The sequence below is a fragment of the Bacillus sp. FJAT-45350 genome (assembly GCF_002335805.1).
Taxonomy (GTDB): domain Bacteria; phylum Bacillota; class Bacilli; order Bacillales; family NISU01; genus FJAT-45350.
Genome location: NZ_NISU01000001.1, coordinates 2,212,139 through 2,231,475 on the forward strand (window position 1 = coordinate 2,212,139; position 19,337 = coordinate 2,231,475).

Annotated in this window: 20 protein-coding genes; 1 reads left to right on the top strand and 19 read right to left on the bottom strand. The window is 36.8% G+C overall.

What is annotated here, in order from left to right:
* Positions 1-8: 8 nt before the first annotated feature.
* From CD003_RS11085 to steA, 4 genes are read right to left on the bottom strand one after another with little or no spacing between them, the layout of a single operon-like run.
* Entirely contained in the window at positions 9-803 is a 795-nt protein-coding gene (locus CD003_RS11085) for a hypothetical protein (protein ID WP_096201181.1), read from the bottom strand.
* A complete protein-coding gene (locus tag CD003_RS11090; RefSeq protein WP_096201182.1) occupies positions 800-1,465 on the bottom strand; it encodes a glycosyltransferase family 2 protein in 666 nt (221 codons plus the stop codon). The genes CD003_RS11085 and CD003_RS11090 overlap by 4 nt, the downstream gene beginning before the upstream one ends.
* Complete coding sequence (locus CD003_RS11095; protein WP_096201183.1) at positions 1,452-1,922, bottom strand: hypothetical protein; 471 nt, start codon at positions 1,920-1,922, stop codon at positions 1,452-1,454. The genes CD003_RS11090 and CD003_RS11095 overlap by 14 nt, the downstream gene beginning before the upstream one ends.
* A 2-nt stretch (positions 1,923-1,924) precedes the next feature.
* On the bottom strand, positions 1,925-3,052 hold the full coding sequence (gene steA, locus CD003_RS11100; protein WP_096201184.1) for a putative cytokinetic ring protein SteA: 1,128 nt from the start codon (positions 3,050-3,052) through the stop codon (positions 1,925-1,927).
* A gap of 137 nt (positions 3,053-3,189) precedes the next feature.
* Here steA and CD003_RS11105 point away from each other — a divergent pair, with 137 nt between their 5' ends.
* The gene (locus tag CD003_RS11105; protein ID WP_096201185.1) at positions 3,190-3,369 is read left to right on the top strand and encodes a hypothetical protein; all 180 of its coding nucleotides are present in this window, start codon (positions 3,190-3,192) and stop codon (positions 3,367-3,369) included.
* Positions 3,370-3,531: 162 nt separating this feature from the next.
* On the opposite strand, the gene spo0A is transcribed toward CD003_RS11105, so the two are convergent.
* From spo0A to accB, 15 genes are all read right to left on the bottom strand, one after another.
* Positions 3,532-4,326, bottom strand: coding sequence for a sporulation transcription factor Spo0A (gene spo0A, locus CD003_RS11110; RefSeq protein WP_096201186.1), 795 nt, complete (start codon positions 4,324-4,326; stop codon positions 3,532-3,534).
* Between the two features lie 359 nt (positions 4,327-4,685).
* Positions 4,686-6,002: a SpoIVB peptidase gene (gene spoIVB / locus CD003_RS11115; protein ID WP_096201187.1), complete on the bottom strand. Its 1,317-nt coding sequence runs from the start codon at positions 6,000-6,002 to the stop codon at positions 4,686-4,688.
* A gap of 122 nt (positions 6,003-6,124) precedes the next feature.
* Entirely contained in the window at positions 6,125-7,849 is a 1,725-nt protein-coding gene (gene recN / locus CD003_RS11120; protein WP_096201188.1) for a DNA repair protein RecN, read from the bottom strand.
* 16 nt (positions 7,850-7,865) lie between these two features.
* The gene (ahrC, locus tag CD003_RS11125) at positions 7,866-8,315 is read right to left on the bottom strand and encodes a transcriptional regulator AhrC/ArgR (protein WP_096201189.1); all 450 of its coding nucleotides are present in this window, start codon (positions 8,313-8,315) and stop codon (positions 7,866-7,868) included.
* A 209-nt stretch (positions 8,316-8,524) separates the two neighbouring features.
* Positions 8,525-9,373, bottom strand: coding sequence for a TlyA family RNA methyltransferase (locus tag CD003_RS11130; protein ID WP_096201190.1), 849 nt, complete (start codon positions 9,371-9,373; stop codon positions 8,525-8,527).
* A gap of 3 nt (positions 9,374-9,376) precedes the next feature.
* Complete coding sequence (dxs, locus tag CD003_RS11135; RefSeq protein ID WP_096201191.1) at positions 9,377-11,266, bottom strand: 1-deoxy-D-xylulose-5-phosphate synthase; 1,890 nt, start codon at positions 11,264-11,266, stop codon at positions 9,377-9,379.
* Positions 11,267-11,275: 9 nt separating this feature from the next.
* Complete coding sequence (locus CD003_RS11140; protein WP_096201192.1) at positions 11,276-11,893, bottom strand: hypothetical protein; 618 nt, start codon at positions 11,891-11,893, stop codon at positions 11,276-11,278.
* A gap of 798 nt (positions 11,894-12,691) precedes the next feature.
* Positions 12,692-13,585 carry a polyprenyl synthetase family protein gene (locus CD003_RS11145; protein ID WP_096201193.1) on the bottom strand — a complete coding sequence of 298 codons (894 nt, stop codon included), beginning with the start codon at positions 13,583-13,585 and terminating at the stop codon, positions 12,692-12,694.
* Positions 13,582-13,821 carry an exodeoxyribonuclease VII small subunit gene (locus CD003_RS11150; RefSeq protein WP_096201194.1) on the bottom strand — a complete coding sequence of 80 codons (240 nt, stop codon included), beginning with the start codon at positions 13,819-13,821 and terminating at the stop codon, positions 13,582-13,584. Before CD003_RS11150 ends, CD003_RS11145 begins: the two co-directional genes overlap by 4 nt.
* Entirely contained in the window at positions 13,814-15,178 is a 1,365-nt protein-coding gene (gene xseA, locus CD003_RS11155) for an exodeoxyribonuclease VII large subunit (protein ID WP_096201195.1), read from the bottom strand. The genes CD003_RS11150 and xseA overlap by 8 nt, the downstream gene beginning before the upstream one ends.
* A 12-nt stretch (positions 15,179-15,190) precedes the next feature.
* Complete coding sequence (gene folD, locus CD003_RS11160; RefSeq protein ID WP_096201196.1) at positions 15,191-16,045, bottom strand: bifunctional methylenetetrahydrofolate dehydrogenase/methenyltetrahydrofolate cyclohydrolase FolD; 855 nt, start codon at positions 16,043-16,045, stop codon at positions 15,191-15,193.
* Between the two features lie 18 nt (positions 16,046-16,063).
* Positions 16,064-16,459, bottom strand: a complete 396-nt coding sequence (gene nusB / locus CD003_RS11165) for a transcription antitermination factor NusB (protein WP_096201197.1) — start codon at positions 16,457-16,459, stop codon at positions 16,064-16,066.
* 335 nt (positions 16,460-16,794) lie between these two features.
* Positions 16,795-17,202: an Asp23/Gls24 family envelope stress response protein gene (locus CD003_RS11170; RefSeq protein ID WP_096201198.1), complete on the bottom strand. Its 408-nt coding sequence runs from the start codon at positions 17,200-17,202 to the stop codon at positions 16,795-16,797.
* A gap of 75 nt (positions 17,203-17,277) precedes the next feature.
* Positions 17,278-18,630, bottom strand: coding sequence for an acetyl-CoA carboxylase biotin carboxylase subunit (accC, locus tag CD003_RS11175; RefSeq protein ID WP_096201199.1), 1,353 nt, complete (start codon positions 18,628-18,630; stop codon positions 17,278-17,280).
* A gap of 13 nt (positions 18,631-18,643) precedes the next feature.
* Complete coding sequence (gene accB / locus CD003_RS11180; RefSeq protein ID WP_096201200.1) at positions 18,644-19,132, bottom strand: acetyl-CoA carboxylase biotin carboxyl carrier protein; 489 nt, start codon at positions 19,130-19,132, stop codon at positions 18,644-18,646.
* Between the last annotated feature and the right edge of the window lie 205 nt (positions 19,133-19,337).

The window sequence follows — 19,337 nt, forward strand, 5'->3', positions numbered from 1 at the left end:
TGTCTTTTTTATTCATTCGTCCCAAGTCGATCAATTCTACTGAGAAATGTAGAACGTGCAATGACTTTTGAAAAAGATACCTTTTCCGCAAGTAATGTTAAGAAAAAACTTATAGTTATTGTCAACCATTGATGAAGTGGTGAACCATGAACTATAGTAATTACCGCTAAAATAGCACCTATTGTCGTTGCTCCATTATCCCCTAACATCGCTAGTTTCCTTCCTTCAAAGACAAAGATAACACTACATACAACAATAAAATAAATGAATGAAATTGGTTCAACTATTGTTAAAAAAGGAAGTAAGCTCGCTACGTATAATAGACCTACTTTTGATGCTCGCAAAGGTCTCGTATCAAATAGATTGAATATATGAGGTAAAAGCAGTAATAACAAAAGTATTCGAACTGCCTCTAGATTAAAAACTGCTGAAGTAAGAACAACGAAGAATAAAGACGCCATACCCGTTACAATAATCTTTACAATGCCTGTACTAATTTTCCGTTCGTGTAGTAATACCAATATATGACCACGAAAGCCTTTTGATGCTTTATCTCCGTAACGGTCATCAATAAAGCCACTAAACCAAATCAAAGTAACATAAATTACACTCTGCAATGTGAGTATTTCATTCGAGTAAAATAGTACACCTGGTAAGAAAAAAGCTACTATAATTATTACACCAAGATTATAGGGTATTTGCTTCCCCTCAAAATTAGTCGTTGTCCACCCATTTTTTATAAAGAATTTATAACACCCGATGCTAACAACTGCAATTATTAGAGATAGAAAAAAGGAATTCACTCAGAAATCCTCCTTAACGACCTCTCCATTTCAATCCACTGTATTCCTCGATGTAAGAAACCCTTTAAATCTTTCCCAGTTTCTCTATGATACATATTTGTATCAACTTCAACTATTGTAGCCCCTTCTTCTAATAAATCAATCGTCATTTCTGTCTCAACACCGAATCGAAAATAGTTTTTCTCTAGCAAAAATGGTATCCATTTTTTACGTATTGCACGTTGTCCTGATAATGGAGATGTTAACCATGTCCCTGTTCTTTTTAATACCAATCGTTGAACTCTTTTTTTCATTAACCCCAAACCTTTTTTTCTACCACTCGGTAGTCGACCAATTACACAATCAAAGAACGGATATTGAAGAGGCTCTAAAAGTTTCTTAGCCTCTGTAATTGATGGACCCAAATCTGCATCGAGCATGACAATAATATCACCTTCAGCCTTTTTCCATCCCTCTTGTAACGCTCGTCCCTTTCCTACATTACTGTGTACATGGACGGTCATATCACTATACTGGTCAGCAATTTTTCCTGTTCTGTCTGTACTACCATCATTCACTACGATTAATTGATCATACCAATGCTCTTGTCTCAATGCTGCTAATGTTTGACCGAGATAACCTTCTTCATTGTAAGCTGGTATTACGACACTAACCTTCGTCACTGAAATTCTCTCCTTTTATCCGTAGTAATGAAAGATAAAATTGCTGGGCTGAATATATATCATCTGGTACTGCATCTATAACTAGTTGAGGTAAATCGTACTCACTATCTAATTCCTGTCCGACCGTTATTAAAAAGCCTTCTTTTTCTAGAAGCGTCTCCATCGTATCAAACTGTTTTGCTTCTACACCAATATGATTGAGCCAAGTTTTAATATTTGAATCGTGTACGTCCTCCGTTAGATAGATATCAATTCTCTTTAACTCATCCGACACATAGGATAACCATTGTTGGTTTTCATTTTCCAAACGATCCTTTTCCATTTTTACCGATTGTATATATGTCAGCTGTTGATCAGATACCCAGCCCTTGTCTAACATGAACCCAAATAGAGTCCCTCCAAAAAAGGTGATAAACAATAGAAAATAAGCTTTTAATTTCATATTAAATTGTAACATTCTCACCCTCCATTCAATGAAAACCATACTAGCGATAGTAGGAGTTTGCATTTTTCATTAAACATCGCGAATGTAAGAGCCACCGCTGAAACAGAAGGCAGAAACGGCAACCGATTCTTTTCTTCTAACTTATTAAGTTTATGAATTCCTCTTAAATCAGTAATAGTATGCCCCGCTTGAATTCTAACTAATATGCTAGAACCCATTCCTTTTCTACCTTTTTCTAAAAAGTCAACCATGCTTGTATGACTGCCAATCGTATATATATGCTTCGCTTGTGCCCAATAAGAAAAAATAGTAGCAACATCCTCGCTTGTTCCTACAAAAGATTTGCTGTCATAATTTAAATTCAAACTCTCAAGACGTTTTGCTCCAGGGGCTACTCCATTCAAATAGGAATGAACAACGAGCTTTGCTCCAGTAGCTAATGCCTTTTCACTTACAGAATCCATGTCACCAATAATGATTGTAGGTGTAAGCCCATATTTTAATAATCCATCTGCTCCACCATCTACTGCAATAATTATTGGCTTCTCCTTCTTCACCCATGATTTAATTGCCTGAATATCTTTTTCATACTTATCACCACGAGTAACTATCAATACCTCCTTATTTGAACAGAGTTGGAAAATCCCTTCTACTAACTGTCCTTTTGCAAACAGGGATAATTCTTTTTTCCCATACTGAAATGAATTCTCGATAAATTGCTCAAATTGCTCAGGCAAATGCAATTTAGCAACACGGTCTAGTTGATTCACTCGTTTAAAATCATAGCGAGAGAGCTTTGCTACTTTAATAAATTGATTATTATCCGATATATATAAATCGTTATTTGAAATACGAACGGTTTCTCTTTCAAGACTGATGTCATGACGATAAAATTTTTCTACATCAAAAACTGGTATCCTGTTTTCTAATAATGTTCTCACACCATTATGTACATAGTGACCAGTCATTGACTTTTTTATATTTATAATTGCCTTCACTTTACAATTCTTCAAATCATCAGCAGCCGTTGAGTCGATGTCCTCATGGGATAAAACTACAATGGACCGAGGTGGAATTCTCTTAACTAACTCTTTTGTTTTATTCCCTTGATAGGCAATGTCCTCTATTAAAAAAACTACCATATACCTCATCTCCCAGTCTCACTGTTTTCCGTTAGTATGAGCAAATAATTCTTATTTCAACCAACAAGTGAGCAAATCGCATAAAAATAGGGAACAAAGGAAAACTAATAATACTTTCTATACAAAGAGGTGAAAGAATGTTTACGCATATTGAAACGATTAATAATCGTGAAATTTACACAGCAAATTACAACAGCAAGGATTTTCGAATAACATATAATCCAGAAAATGAACAAATTGAACAAGTCATACCACTAAGTGTCGGGACAGACTATTTAGTTAATGAATTTCGCCGGTATATCGAAAAACACAACTAACTGACTTTGAATAAGCTTTCAATTATCCATAGCTTAAGTATTTTTTAATTTCCTAGCCATAAAAAAGAAGCTTCTCAAAAGATCCAACTTTGATCTTTTGAGAAGCTCCCTTACTATAATAAATTAATATTAGTTATAGATGCTGATAATTATTTTTATTATTTAACTAACTTTATGTTCGATGCGTAATTTATCAGCGACCATCGCAATAAACTCTGAATTTGTCGGCTTCGCTTTTGACACTGATACTGTATATCCAAATAGACTTGAAATTGAATCGATGTTTCCGCGACTCCAGGCTACCTCAATCGCATGACGAATTGCACGTTCAACACGACTTGCTGTTGTGTTAAATTTCTTCGCGATATCTGGATAAAGCACTTTAGTAATTGAGCCTAATAACTCGATGTCATTATATACCATCGTAATTGCTTCACGTAAGTACATATAACCTTTAATATGTGCTGGAACACCAATTTCATGAATAATATTTGTGATGCTCGCATCTAAATTAAAGACATTTTCATCCCTTTTCACAAAGGACTGTTGATAGCTTACTGTTTTTTGTATAAAAGTGCGCTTTTGACCACTTACTTCACGAATATTGTTCATTAATGTATCCATATCAAAAGGCTTTAAAATATAGTAGGACGCACCTAAATCAACCGCTTTCTTTGTTACATCCTCTTGACCAAAAGCAGTTAGCATAATAATATTTGTATTTTTCTTTAACCCTGTTTGATGTAGCTTTTCTAAAACAGCTAATCCATCTAAGTGAGGCATAATTATATCAAGAATTAATACATCAGGCTCATTTTCTTCAACTATGTTTAAGCATTCTTGACCATTGTAGGCAAGACCTACTACTTCCATGTCCTCCTGAGCCGAAATATACTCATTTAATAAGTTAACTAATTCACGATTATCGTCCGCAATACATACTCTTACCTTTTGCACGTGATGTCCTCCTCGTATCTCTAAATTTTTCACTAACCTACAAATTCGACAATCAACCATCTTTTCCTTTTTATTTTAAAAATAAATTAAAAAAAACTTGTTTTCTTAACGCGAAATAAGATATAATGTTAAATTCGACTATTTTCGATTATTATATTATATATTATAAATTCTTTTGTCGAATATTCTTTAAAGGCATGATTATGTCGTTCTAATTATCAATATGTCAATTATTAAGTCTTTATGTCCCCTATTATCATACCACAAGAAAACTATTCTTTGTCGGATATCTTTAGAGCTTGAAATTACCGTTTTTTCGATTTTTTCTACATTTTTTCAATTAAAAAGCAAAGGTGAGATTAACTCGCCTTTGCTTTGCCATCTTTATTAAGTTCTACGCCTGCTTCTTGCAGCATCCATTCAATGTGACAACCGTATCCACTTGTTGGATCGTTTACGAATACGTGAGTTACTGCTCCAATCACTTTCCCATCTTGAATAATAGGGCTACCACTCATTCCTTGAACGATACCACCTGTTGCATCTAGTAATTTTGGGTCGGTTACTTTAATGACAAGGCCTTTCGTTGCAGGAAATTTTTGCGGTACAGAATTTACAATTTCAATATCAAATTCTTGCACTTCTTCGTCCTCAACAACTGTTAAAATCTTTGCGGGTCCTTCTTTAACTTGATTTGCTGGGACTACAGGTAATGCTTTGTCATGAATATTATTTTTTAAACTTCTAGCTGTAATTTCTCCAAAGATTCCAAACGGACTGTTTTTTGTTATTGTCCCAATAATGCTCCTTTGGTCAGAAAAGCTTGCTAACTTTTCTCCTGGATCCCCATTACTACCTTTTTCGATTGACGTTACAGATGACTCAATAATATGTCCATCATGTACAACAATTGGTTTTTGTGTATCCATATCAGAGATAACATGACCTAATGCGCCGTATTTCTTTGATTCTGGTTCATAAAACGTAAGTGTCCCAACACCTGCTGCTGAATCGCGAATATATAATCCTAAACGGTAAGAACTTTCACCTTTTGCTTTAAGTGGGGTTAGCTGTTTTGATAAGGTTTCTTTCTCTCGTTTGACTTCAATATCTATTGGTTCACCTTTATCTCCCGCTTCTTGAACAATACTAGCCACCTGGTTCATTTTAGAAATAGCTTTACCATTCATTTTTGTAATCATATCTCCTACCTCAATACCTGCTATTTCACCTGGTGATTTGTCACCTTCCTCTGTGTGTACAAGGTGATGACCAACAACTAGCACACCATCAGTATTTAGCTTAACGCCTATGGATTGACCACCTGGAATGACTTTAACCCCTTCGATAACGTTTACATTTACCTTTTTGACTGGAAAACTACCGACTTCAAGTGTCACGTTAGTATCACCTTGCTTTTCGGCTGTAAATGCCATTGTATCCTCTAGTTCATGCTCCTCCATCATATTAAAAACGAGCATATCTTCATTTGCTGGAGTTGCTGTTAAAGGACCAAATTCAGCTTTCGAAGCTTGTAGTTCTCCTATCTCACCTTCATAAAGGACCAATTCATCGGGAAGAGTTACCATTTGTTGAACAGGTTTGTAAAATCCAATACTGAATAAACTAACAAGGAGAATTACACCTATAATTTTTCTAATTGTATCGCCTTTCAATCACTTCACTCTCCTCGCTCCTTACCCACACCTCCAATTTCGCTGTACTACTAATGTTGCCTTGTTTTAGAACATTTATAACAAGTTCAAAATAAAAAAGCTCACCACGTTTGGCAAGCTTTTCAAGAATTGTTTTTTATTTTATCTGCTAAGTCAAGTAGTTCCTGAGCATGTTGTTTAGTTAGTTGTGTAACTTCTACACCAGAAATCATACGAGCTACTTCATCTATGCACTTCTCTTTTGTTAATGGTACTACACTTGTTAACACTCTATCACCTAATTCTTGTTTAGAAATATATAAATGAGTGTCTGCCATTGCTGCTACTTGTGGGAGATGCGTAATACATAACACTTGTGACCCTACAGAAATATGATGAATTTTTTCAGCGATTGCCTGTGCTACACGTCCACTTACTCCAGTATCTACCTCGTCAAATATTAATGAAGTCACACCTTGATGATTTGAGAAAATTGTCTTCATCGCTAGCATAATTCTAGAAATCTCCCCACCTGAGGCTACTTTTGAAAGGGGTTTTAACGGTTCTCCTGGATTTGTCGATAACAAAAACTCAACAGAATCAATACCGTTATCGTAAAATGTTATAGGTGCACCATCAATAGTACGGGCTTTGGAGGAATGTTTTTTCTCTTTGAACTCAATTTGAAATTGAGTTTTCTCCATATATAGTGCTCTTAGCTGTTTATGGATTTGATCTGATAATTCCTGAGCTTCTCGAACTCTTATCTTAGTTAATGCCTTTGCTTCAACTAACATATCGAGAATTGTTGCCTCAAGTTCAGCTTCAAGCTTTTGAATTCGGTCATCCTTATTAAGTAGTGAATCAATTTCCTCTTCTATCTTCGCTGCATACTCCATTATCTCAGCAACATTTTCACCGTATTTTCGTTTCAACTGATTGATTTCATTTAATCTAGTCTCGATAAAATTTAATCGATTCGGGTCAAATTCTAATTGTTCAAATCGATCCCTCATAGAAAAGGAAGCTTCTTCTAGTAGATAAAAACAATTGCTAATCGTTTCCTGCATTTCACTTAATTCTTTATCAATTGAAGCTGCCTCCTCCATATGATTCATAGCTAAGCTTAACCAATCTAAACCTTTGCCGTCTCCATAAAGACTATAGTATGAATCATGAAGGGTTTTATATAATTTTTCGCTGTTTGCTAATTTATATTTTTCTTCAGATAAAAGCTCATCTTCATTAGGTATTAAATCAGCATTTTCAATTTCCTTTAACTGATACTGAATTAAATCAAGACGATGAGCTAGTGCCTGTTCGTTATCGGTCATTTGCTTTACTTGTTTATCTAACTGTTGATACTTTTTATATAAATGGTGATACTCTGTTAACGTCGGCATTAGTGAATCTTTCGCAAAGCTATCTAGCATAGAGAGATGTCTCTCTGGCTGCATAATTGATTGATGTTCATGCTGACCATGAATATCAACTAGCGCTTGTCCAATTTCACGAAGTATTGCTAAAGTCACAAGCTTTCCATTCACACGACAAATACTCTTTCCATTAGCTGAAATATCACGTCTAAGAATGAGCATTCCCTCTTCGGTTTCAATACCTAATTCATTTACTTTTATTATACATGGATTAGTCGATTCAACAGTAAAAAGCCCTTCCATTTCAGCTCTATTTGTTCCGTAACGGACAAATTCTGAGGAACCTCTTCCCCCTGTTAACAAACCGATCGCATCAATAATTATTGACTTACCCGCACCTGTTTCACCTGTTAAGACCGTTAACCCCTTTTCAAAGGAGATTGTTAGCTCATCTATGATAGCAAAGTTTTTGATTGTTAACTCAATTAGCATACGTTATCACAACCTCTTAGAGCATTTCTAAAAATCGTTCAGTAACAATAGGACTTTCCTCTTTATGCTTGCAGATTATAAGAATTGTATCATCTCCACAAATAGTTCCCATAATCTCATTCCAATCTAAATTGTCAATCAATGCTCCAACTGCATTTGCATTACCCGGTAAAGTTTTCATCACAATCATATTTTCAGAACGATCAATACTGACGAAGCTATCCATTAACGAGCGCTTTAGTTTTTGGAGTGGATTAAATCGTTGATCAGCAGGTAAGCTATATTTATAGCGCCCGTCCATCATAGGAACCTTTACTAAATGAAGTTCCTTTATATCCCTTGAAACTGTTGCTTGCGTTACATTGTATCCAGCATTTTTTAAACATTCAACTAACTCATCTTGTGTATCTATATCATTATTTGAAATAATTTCTCTAATTTTTATATGACGTTGCCCTTTATTCAAACTAATCACCTACATTTTCCAATTAATGTATACTTCATTTTAGTCAGTTTAAAAAATATACATACTTGTATCATACATTATAACCGTTATGACTACAAATAAATATTAATAAAAATGAATAAACATAAGATAGTATACATTATTGTATAACATAGCAAAAGAACAAATATAGGGGTAAAAAACATAAATATAGCAGATCAAATGAGGTGCTAACCCTCATTTTGATCTGCTTTATTATTGTCCTTTAATTGTTGGTGTGCACTAGCGACAACTTCATCTTCCGTCATATCTGCGAGTCTGTTTCCACTTTCTCTCCCATGTTCCCATGAAAGATAGAGAAGAAACTCTATATTCCCTTCGCCACCTTTTATCGGGGAGAAGTCGATGCCCTTAACGTCATAGCCTTGTCCAAGAGCAAATTCCACCATATACGTTAACACTTTCGTATGTGTTTTAGGATCACGAACAATTCCCTTTTTTCCTACTTCTTCACGACCTGCTTCAAATTGAGGCTTGACCAAAGCGACTACCTCACCATGATTGACAAGTAATGTACCAAGAACAGGTAAAATTAGTTTTAGTGAAATAAACGACACATCAATTGTTGCAAAATCAGGCATTCCCTCTTGTAAATCCTCAGGTTTTACGTAGCGGAAGTTTGTCCTCTCCATAACTTGTACACGCTCATCTTGACGAAGTTTCCAAGCAAGCTGATTATAACCAACATCCAATGCATAAACGAGCTTAGCTCCATTTTGCAAGGAGCAATCAGTAAATCCACCAGTTGAAGCACCGATATCTAATACAATTTTATCTTGAAGAGAAAGATTAAAACGATTAATAGCCTTTTCTAACTTAAGGCCGCCCCGACTAACGTAAGGTAAAACATCACCTTTTATCGTTAATATCGAATCAGTATCGATTTTCATTCCAGGCTTGTCAATTCGCTCTTCATTCACATAGATTAGACCAGCCATGATTGAGCGTTTTGCTTTTTCTCTCGTCTCAATTAAGCCCTTCTCAACAAGTAAAATATCTACACGTTCTTTCTTTGCCATACTTTACGCCCTTTGTCTTTTTCTAGGAATAATTGAGCTTATTTTCTCAACAACATGATTAGTAGTTAAACCTACCTCTTCAAGTAGCTCTGATACACTTCCATGCTCAATAAATTTATCTGGAATCCCCATTCTTTGTACGATCGTTTCATGGTAGCCACTATCATGTATGAATTCTAACACAGCACTACCAAAACTACCTTGGATTGAAGCTTCTTCTACTGTTAGCAATGGAAACTTTTGTTCAGCAAGTTCTCGCAGCATTTTCTCATCTAACGGCTTAATTGAACGAGCATTTACAACTTTTACAGAGATACCTTGACTAGATAATTGTTCTGCTGCTTCTAACGCAACAGGAATCATTGTTCCAAATGTTAATATACAGGCATCTGAACCTTCTACAAGTACTTCCCATGTGCCAATTGGAATTTGTTTTAATTGTTCATCCATTTTAATACCGTATCCATTACCCCTAGGATAACGAACTGCAATTGGTCCATCATCATAATTAACAGCAGTATAAATCATATGTTGTAGTTCATTTTCATCCTTAGGATTTAAGATAACCATGTTTGGAATGTGTCGTAAAAAGGCAATATCGAATACACCTTGATGAGTTTCCCCATCTGCCCCAACTAATCCAGCACGATCAATTGCAAACATCACATTTAAGTTTTGGCGACATACATCATGAACCACTTGATCATAACCACGCTGTAAAAACGTAGAGTAGACTGCAAAAACAGGTTTTAACCCTTGCGTTGCAAGACCACCAGCCATTGTTGTTGCATGTTGCTCTGCAATCCCTACATCAAACATTCGCTTCGGAAACTCAGAAGCATATTGATCAAGTTTTGTTCCACCTGGCATAGCAGCTGTTAATGCTACCACACGGTTGTCTTCTCGTGACACTTTTCGTAATGTATCACTGAAAACCCCACTATAACTTGGTGGTCCTGGCTTCTTCACTACTTCACCAGATTCAATCTTGTATGGTCCTAGACCATGCCATGTTCCCTTAGCATCATTTTCTGCAGGAGCATACCCTTTTCCTTTTTTCGTAAGAACATGAATTAACACTGGTCCTTTTGTCTTTTTCGCATATTTAATATTGTCCATTAGGTCATCCAAGTCATGACCATCTACAGGTCCTAAATACGTAAAGCCCATTTCTTCAAAAAAGATTCCTGAAACAAGTAAATATTTTAAGCTATCTTTTACACGCTCAGCAGTTGTTGCAAGCTTACCACCAAAGGCAGGAATCTTTTTAATTAGATACTCAAGCTCTTCTTTTGCTTTCTTGTACTTACCAGCTGTACGCAAACGACCAAGTACATTATGAAGAGCACCAACATTCGGAGCAATCGACATTTCATTGTCATTTAATACAACAATTAGATCTTTTTGCTCATGTCCAATATGGTTCAATGCTTCTAATGCCATTCCACCTGTAAGGGCACCATCACCAATAACCGCAATAACTTGCTCATCACTGCCTTTTAAATCTCTTGCTGTCGCCATTCCCATTGCAGCTGATAACGAAGTTGAGCTATGACCAGTTTCCCAAACATCATGTTCACTCTCACTACGCTTTGGAAATCCACAAAGCCCTTTGTATTGTCTTAATTCATCAAACTGTCCAGCTCTGCCAGTTAATATTTTATGAACGTAAGCCTGGTGGCCAACATCCCATATAATTTTATCCTTTGGACTATCAAAAAGGTGATGAAGAGCCAATGTTAGCTCAACTACACCTAAATTCGGACCAAGATGTCCACCAGTAACAGATAACTTCTCAACTAAAAAGCGACGAATCTCTTGACCTAGAGACTCTAGCTCTGCTTTTGAAAGGCTTTTCAAACTACTAGGGTCATTTAACTTCTCTAAATTCATGAAGTACCCTCACTTTCGGCTTTTTTTCTCTTTATTCTTCTTTTTACCGTTTTTGTTCGTAGAAAATACATTTATCTTCAATTTTAGCTCTAAAATGTATAATAATCTACCGACTTGATAAATAATCGGTGTGGCAAATTCAATCGCAAGTGTCTTACCAAATGACTTACCACCAACTGTAAGTGCTGCAACAACACTTGTAAATAGTACAGATATCGCAAATTGATATACTGAACCATCTTCATGTCCCATTTGTAATGAAAGCTGAAGAACAACATAAGCTGATGCGGTACCACTAATGATACCAGCAATATCACCAATTACATCATTACAAAAATTAGCAAAACGGTCCGCGTTACGAGTAATCATTACCGCATGCTTTGCGCCAACTAACCTTTCTGCTGCCATCGCATGAAAGGGCTTTTCTTCTGCGGCTGTCGCGGCAACTCCAATTGTATCAAAAAACACACCTAAAAATACAATCGCAAGGACTATTACCATTCCAACAGCCCATGTAACACCGCTTAATATAAAAGTAGATATAATTGAAAAAATAGCCGCTAACACCAGAGTGATAACGGCAATTCCTAGACTCCAATTTATTGATTTTAATAGTTTTTGCTTCATCGTTATCGGTTTTACACCCTATCATTATTGACATAAAAGAACTTTTCTAACCCTTATGTACGACCAGAGTGGTCATTTAAAGAGTAAACACTGTGGCTTAGGTCCAGTAGGCTTTCCCAAGCAGGTACCAAAGCGTTGCCGCTCTGACGGTTTCCCATTAAACCCACTTTAACGCTGTCGCCAAACGTTAGACTAGATTACCACTTAGCCCACACTATAATCCCCTTTAAATGTCACAGGAACAGTCTAGGAGTTTTCCTCTACAGCCCTTAACCAACTCTTATCCTCTTTTGCAGGGCAGATTTCATATGGCAATCAATGACTTCTGTTGGCCGACAGTAATCATTTCTATTTCCATAATCCCCTCATACCCCACTCAAGGCAGGCTACGCTGCTGACAAGCTCCCAAGCTTGTCATAACAGGTTTATACCCCGCACCTCCCATTGTAATACACCTGTATACTGGAAAGATACGAAGCCTCCGCGGAGGCAGGGTCATCGCCTACATGCCTTTGTAGATCGCCCTACCACCTTAACACCCAGCATCGACCCAAGGCTGGGCGCCTCAAGCCGACACAAGGAGCTTCATCGATGTGCCCTTTGGCGGATTTTTAGGCCCGCCTTCGAGAATGGTGGACTGACTAGAATACTGCACCACTCAGTCTTTCAATCTATTATACCACTAGAATATCGCTTGCTCAATGAAAATGAATGGAAACATACCCAATATACAAATTTTGAGAAGAAGAGGGTGTTCCAAAAGGTAAAAAACGACTTTGGACACCCTCATTATTTATCTTAATGGTCACGTTCAACAATATAATCAGTAATTGCTTCTAATAAACTATTTTCCATATTTATTTTATATAAGTATTCTTTTGCTTTGTTTTTATGACTATTTAATTTTTCTTTGGCACCTTCCATCGTTAACAGACTTGGATAAGTGCTCTTATTATTACCTTCATCACTTCCTACAGGCTTTCCAATTGTGCTTGCATCCCCTTCAACATCAAGAATATCGTCCTTAATTTGAAAGACTAACCCAAGTTCTTTTGCAAAACAACGAAGAGTTTCTACTTCATCCTCAGTTGCACCAGCCAAAATCGCACCTGCTACAACGGAATATGTTAATAAGTCACCTGTTTTATGATGATGGATATATTCTAATTGCTCTACAGTTAATTTCTGGCCTTCACCTTCCATATCGGCAACCTGACCGCCAACCATTCCCTCAGGTCCAGCAGCCTTCGCTAATAGCTCAATCAATCTCACTTTTTGCTCACTTGATATATCGGGATGGGATGTTTTCGCAACTACTTCGAAACTGTATGTGACAAGGGCATCACCTGCTAAAATAGCAATTGCTTCACCATATACTTTATGATTCGTTGGTTTACCACGACGTAAATCATCATCATCCATAGCTGGTAAATCATCATGTATTAACGAGTACGTATGGATCATTTCCAAGGCACAAGCTACATCCATTCCAATTGATTCATCTCTAGTAAAATCGCTAAGAGTTGCTAATAATAAAATTGGTCGCACACGCTTTCCACCGGCATCAATAGAATATAGCATCGCATCTTTTAAAGACTTCGGAACCTTTAACTTATCAATATGTGTAGGTAAACATTCATCAATTAATTTTTTATTAGTTGAGAGAAAGGTTTTTAAATTACTAACAGTCACTCTTTCAAGTCCTCCTGAAATAACGTTAATTCTATTTCTCCATCTTCATGCAAGATTTGGTCCATCTGCTGTTCCACATTTGTGAGCTTATCATGACATAACTTTGATAGCTTCATACCTTCTTGGAACATTGATATAGCTTCCTCTAATGGAACATCACCTTGCTCAAGCTTGTCTACAACAGTTTCGAGTTGCTCCATTGCCTGTTCAAAAGAAAGCTCTTTTTTCTCACTCATCATTATCCCCCACTCTCTTCATAACCTTCTCTTTAACCTCACACATTAATTGACCATCCTTCAACTGAATTTGGACCTTATTACCTTCTTCAAGTTGATTTACCGTTTTTACTAGCTTATTTTCACCTGAATATACTAAGCTATAACCTCGCTCCATTACCTTTAACGGACTCAACATATTAAGCTTGGCAATAGAAGCTTGAAATAAATGATTTTTTTCTTTCGTAATATCGTTCATTTGGCGCTTAAGTGTTGCTACTAATTCCTTGTGCCGCTCACTAGCATCAGCTATCTTTGCTTTCGGATGATTTCTTTTTAAATCCTTATGTAATTGAGATAGCTTATCCTTTTTCCTGTCTATCGCACGGTTGGCTTCCTTCTCTAAGCGTTCAAGTAGTCTATCTAAATCCTGTTCCTTTTGTTTAACTAGCTGTACTGGGTAGCGGAACGCGTATGATTTTTGAAGTTGTTGTAAACGTTTCGATTCTCCTGAATACCTTTCCTTCATAGCTCGAATCATTCTTGCCTTTGTAATTGAAAGCCTCTCATACAGCTCATCACTTGATGGAACTGCTAATTCTGCAGCCGCAGTTGGTGTGGCTGCTCTAATATCAGCAACAAAATCAGCTATCGTAATATCTGTTTCATGACCTACTGCTGAAATAATCGGAAGCATTGAATGATAAATCGCTCGCGCTACAATTTCTTCATTAAAAGCCCATAAGTCTTCTATTGAACCTCCACCACGACCAACTATGAGAACATCAAATATCCCTGCTGCATTTGCTTGTTCAATCCCCTTAACGATAGAGGGAGCAGCCTCATCACCTTGTACAAGTACCGGAAGAAGAGTAATTGATGCCATCGGAAAACGACGTTTAATCGTCGTAATCATATCACGTATTGCTGCCCCTGTTGGAGATGTAACTATAGCAATTCGAGTAGGACAAGAAGGAAGTGGCTTCTTATTATCTTCCGCAAAAAGGCCTTCCCTTTGTAACTTCCCCTTCAGCTCTTCGAATGCTAAATACAAACTCCCTACCCCATCAGGTTGCATTTCCCTTGCATACATCTGGTAGGATCCATATGGTTCGTAAACCGTGACGTTTCCTCTAATTAGTACCTTCATTCCATCTTCAGGGCGAAACTTTAGAAAGCGGTTATTTCCGGCAAACATAACTCCCTGCATCCGTGAATGCTCATCTTTTATAGTAAAATACATATGTCCACGACTGTGTTGTTTGAAGTTCGATAACTCACCACGTATCCATATATCTTGTAATAGATCATCTTCTTCAAATGTTCGCTTGATATATTTTGTTGCGTCGGAAACAGTTAGTATTTGTTCAGTTCCCATCGAAAAGCCCCTTTACGCCTTTGTGCGTTTTAGTGATTCGATTGTATTATGCATAAGCATTGTAATTGTCATTGGTCCTACTCCACCTGGTACTGGTGTAATATATGATGCCACTTCCTTCGCATCTTCAAATACAACATCCCCAACAAGCTTTCCTGTCTCTTCAAGGCGGTTTACACCTACATCAATAACAGCGGCGCCCTCTTTAATGTAGCTTCCGTCAATGAAGTTTGCTCTTCCAACAGCAACAACTAAAATATCTGCTTGCTTAGTAATATCCTTCATGTTTTTCGTACGTGAATGACAGTATGTTACTGTTGCATTTTCATTTAATAAAAGCTGTCCAACTGGCTTTCCAACAATATTACTTCGCCCAACTACAACAACATGCTTTCCTGCAATCTCAATTCCTTTCGATTTAATCATTTCAACGATACCAAAAGGAGTACAAGGAAGGAATGTCTCTTCACCAATCATCATTTTCCCGATATTACTAGGGTGAAATCCATCAACATCCTTATCAGGACTAATCTTTTCAATGACAGCCTGCTCTGTAATATGTTGTGGTAATGGTAATTGAACTAAAATACCATGAATGTTGTCGTCATTATTAAGCTTGTCTATCTCAGCTAATAATTCTGCCTCCGTTGTTGTTTCTGGCATTTCTTGAAGTACTGAATAAATTCCAATCTCTTGACATGCCTTTTCTTTTGCTTTCACATATGATCTTGACGCTGGGTCGTTTCCAACTAGAATTACTGCTAACCCTGGCTTTTTCCCCGTTTGAACTAGCTTTTCAACTTCTTGCTTCATTTCTAGTCTCTTTTGTGCTGCTAATTCTTTTCCACTAATAATTTCTGCTGCCATCTACTCTCTCTCCCTTACTTATTTTTCTATTTTATTTTTTATTTTTGAAAGAACCCCGTTAATAAACTTCCCTGACTCTTCTCCACCAAATGCCTTCCCTAACTCAATTGCCTCATTAAATGTTACATTTGGTGGGATATCTTCAATGTATTTCATTTCATGAATGGCTAAACGTAATACAGCTCGGTCCACATTTCCCATTCTTTCTAACGACCAATTCTCTAAGCTCTCGTTAATTAACGAATCAATTTCAGTTTGATGCTCTAATGTTCCAGTTACACTGGTCTCTAAAAATGGAGAGATTTTTTCCTCTTCCTCTATTGCATTCTCAATAGCTATTTTCCACTCTGCTTCTGTCACATCAATTTGAAATAGAGCTTGAACTGCCCTTAGTCTTGCTAGTCTTCTATTCATTCGTATATACTCCTTTGACTGCATCTAATCTAAATCTTCTGTATTCAAGAGGATGTCTGAAAGGAAAACGAACCTCTTTCAACTAATTTTACCTATCTTTACTATGTTTGATAATAGCACAAGAAACGACATGAATACAGGATTCTCTACAAAAAATTGATCGAAAAGCAGCCAAAGAATAAACCTTTGGCTGTACATTCATTAATCCATTATCTCCAGTTATTAAAGACATTAGACAAAATATAATGAGAAAAATCATAAAGACAATACTATACTATTAGGCGTCGACAGATTTAGAGGTAGGCTCATCATAAGAACCTACCTCGTCTTTCATATTATTGCTCTAGTTCTTCTTCTTGTGACTCTTGTGCTGATTCAAATTGCACTCCTACAATATGAACATTAACTGCTTGTAAATCAATCGCTGTCATTGTTTGTAGCGTTTGTTTAATATTGTTTTGAATCTGCTTTGCCACTTCTGGAATAGATACTCCGTAAATCATCACAACTGACACATCAACTGTGATCCCTTCTTCACCTAAATCAACCTTAACACCTTTACCATGATTTTTCTTCCCTAGACGCTCAACAACACCACTAGCAAAGTTTCCTCTCATGTTTGCAACACCCTCTACCTCTGATGCAGCAATTCCCGCAATTACTTCAATAACCTCAGGAGAAATTTCTACCTTCCCTAAATCACTTTTTTGTTCATCTAAATCAAGAATATGGTTTTCTGTCATCACAAGCACCTCCATATAAGATTAAAAAATAGTGTAATTGATAATCGTTACTCACATTACTTAAGTGACTTTGAATTATTTTTCAGTCAAATCATGTATTTCAAGGAATTTTGTATTAAATTCGCCTGAAACAAATGCTTCATGACTCAATAAACGTAGGTGGAATGGTATTGTTGTATCAATTCCTTCAATTTCAAATTCCATTAAAGCTCGCTTCATTCTTGCAATCGCTTCTTCCCGTGTAGCACCATATGTGATAAGCTTCGCAATCATCGAATCATAGAATGGTGAAATAACATACCCAGGGTAGACTGCTGAATCAACTCTGACTCCGAAACCACCTGGAGGTAAGTAATTCGTTATTTTCCCAGGTGATGGCATGAAATTTTTATCAGGATTTTCTGCATTAATACGACACTCGATAGACCAACCATTAAATGTAACTTCCTCTTGAGTAACTGAAAGCTTTTCTCCAGCCGCAACACGAATTTGTTCTTTGATTAAATCTATGCCTGTCACCATTTCCGTAACAGGATGCTCTACTTGGATACGAGTGTTCATTTCCATGAAGTAGAAATCACCTGTATTGTGGTCATAAATAAACTCAACTGTTCCTGCACCAGAATAATTAACGGCTTTAGCAGCTGCGACTGCTGCCATCCCCATCTCTTCTCGTTTCTTAGCATCTAACGCAGGAGATGGAGTTTCTTCTAGTAGCTTTTGTAATCGACGTTGAATACTACAGTCTCGTTCTCCTAAATGAATCACATTTCCATGATTATCAGCTAACACTTGGATTTCTACATGACGAAAATCTTCTATGTATTTTTCTAGGTAGACACCTGGATTCCCGAATGCAGTAGCAGCCTCTTGTTGTGTAATGTTAATACCTTTTACAAGCTCTTGCTCACTTCTCGCAACTCGAATTCCTTTTCCGCCACCACCAGCTGTTGCTTTGATAATAACAGGATACCCAATTTTATTAGCAATTTTCTTACCTTGCTCCACGTTTTCAATAATCCCATCGGACCCTGGAACAATTGGTACCCCTGCTTTATCCATTGTATCACGGGCTACATCTTTTGTTCCCATTTTATTAATCGCCTCAGGACTTGGGCCAACAAATGTCACATTACATGCTCCACAAATCTCTGCGAAATCCGCATTTTCAGCTAAAAATCCATAACCAGGATGAATTGCATTAACTTCAGTGAGTGTAGCGACGCTCATAATATTAGTCACATTTAAATAGCTTTTCCCAGAAGGAGTTGGCCCGATACAATACGCTTCATCTGCAATTCGAACATGAAGAGCATCTCTATCAGCCTCAGAAAAAACAGCTACTGTTTCTATCCCTAATTCACGACAAGCACGGATTATGCGAACTGCAATTTCTCCACGATTAGCAATAAGTAATTTTTTTATCATGATTTAACGCTCCCTATTCAGGTTGAACTAAAAATAGTGGTTGGCCGTATTCTACTAGTTGACCATTTTCTACTAATACTTCAACGATTGTTCCGTTAATTTCAGCTTCAATTTCATTCATTAATTTCATTGCTTCCACGATACAAACAACTGTATCTTCCTTCACCTTATCGCTTGCCTTTACATATAGGTCCGAGTCAGGAGACGGTGCAGCATAGAAAGTACCTACCATTGGTGATGTGATTTTATGTAAGTTATCTTGATTTACAGCTGGGGTTTCTTGTTTCGACATTGGAGCTTCTTTCACTTCCTCAAACTTTTGCTCAGGCTTAACAGGTACTTCGTTTTGAATCACACTTATCGGAGGGGCAGTTGTAGTTAACCCTGGTGTAGTTCTATTCTTTTTTATCGAAAGCTTAGTACCTTCTTGCTCAAATTTAAATTCATCAATACTAGAATTATCAATTAGTCTAATTATTTCACGTACATCTTGAATCTTCATTATATTCTCCACTCCTAACAATAATAGCTCCTAAATTCTAAGTTCTAAGTAAATTAACAATTTCCTTCTTAATTTCATGAAAAGTGATTTATTCCTCTTCATTCCCTTCACTAACCCGATAAAATTTCTCACACTATTGAATAATTTAGTATCAGGTCATAGGACATCTTATTATATCACAACCAGCTAGGAGAAAACCAAATGA

What these genes read in the sequence shown, in the direction of transcription:
- CD003_RS11105 (WP_096201185.1), top strand. Translation starts at nt 3,190, where the DNA reads ATGTTTACGCATATTGAAACGATTAATAATCGTGAAATTTACACAGCA.
- folD (WP_096201196.1), bottom strand. Translation starts at nt 16,045, where the DNA reads ATGGCAGCAGAAATTATTAGTGGAAAAGAATTAGCAGCACAAAAGAGA.
- steA (WP_096201184.1), bottom strand. Translation starts at nt 3,052, where the DNA reads ATGGTAGTTTTTTTAATAGAGGACATTGCCTATCAAGGGAATAAAACA.
- CD003_RS11150 (WP_096201194.1), bottom strand. Translation starts at nt 13,821, where the DNA reads ATGAGTGAGAAAAAAGAGCTTTCTTTTGAACAGGCAATGGAGCAACTC.
- nusB (WP_096201197.1), bottom strand. Translation starts at nt 16,459, where the DNA reads ATGAATAGAAGACTAGCAAGACTAAGGGCAGTTCAAGCTCTATTTCAA.
- CD003_RS11130 (WP_096201190.1), bottom strand. Translation starts at nt 9,373, where the DNA reads ATGGCAAAGAAAGAACGTGTAGATATTTTACTTGTTGAGAAGGGCTTA.
- CD003_RS11095 (WP_096201183.1), bottom strand. Translation starts at nt 1,922, where the DNA reads ATGTTACAATTTAATATGAAATTAAAAGCTTATTTTCTATTGTTTATC.
- accC (WP_096201199.1), bottom strand. Translation starts at nt 18,630, where the DNA reads ATGATAAAAAAATTACTTATTGCTAATCGTGGAGAAATTGCAGTTCGC.
- accB (WP_096201200.1), bottom strand. Translation starts at nt 19,132, where the DNA reads ATGAAGATTCAAGATGTACGTGAAATAATTAGACTAATTGATAATTCT.
- CD003_RS11170 (WP_096201198.1), bottom strand. Translation starts at nt 17,202, where the DNA reads ATGACAGAAAACCATATTCTTGATTTAGATGAACAAAAAAGTGATTTA.
- CD003_RS11140 (WP_096201192.1), bottom strand. Translation starts at nt 11,893, where the DNA reads ATGAAGCAAAAACTATTAAAATCAATAAATTGGAGTCTAGGAATTGCC.
- dxs (WP_096201191.1), bottom strand. Translation starts at nt 11,266, where the DNA reads ATGAATTTAGAGAAGTTAAATGACCCTAGTAGTTTGAAAAGCCTTTCA.
- recN (WP_096201188.1), bottom strand. Translation starts at nt 7,849, where the DNA reads ATGCTAATTGAGTTAACAATCAAAAACTTTGCTATCATAGATGAGCTA.
- xseA (WP_096201195.1), bottom strand. Translation starts at nt 15,178, where the DNA reads ATGGGAACTGAACAAATACTAACTGTTTCCGACGCAACAAAATATATC.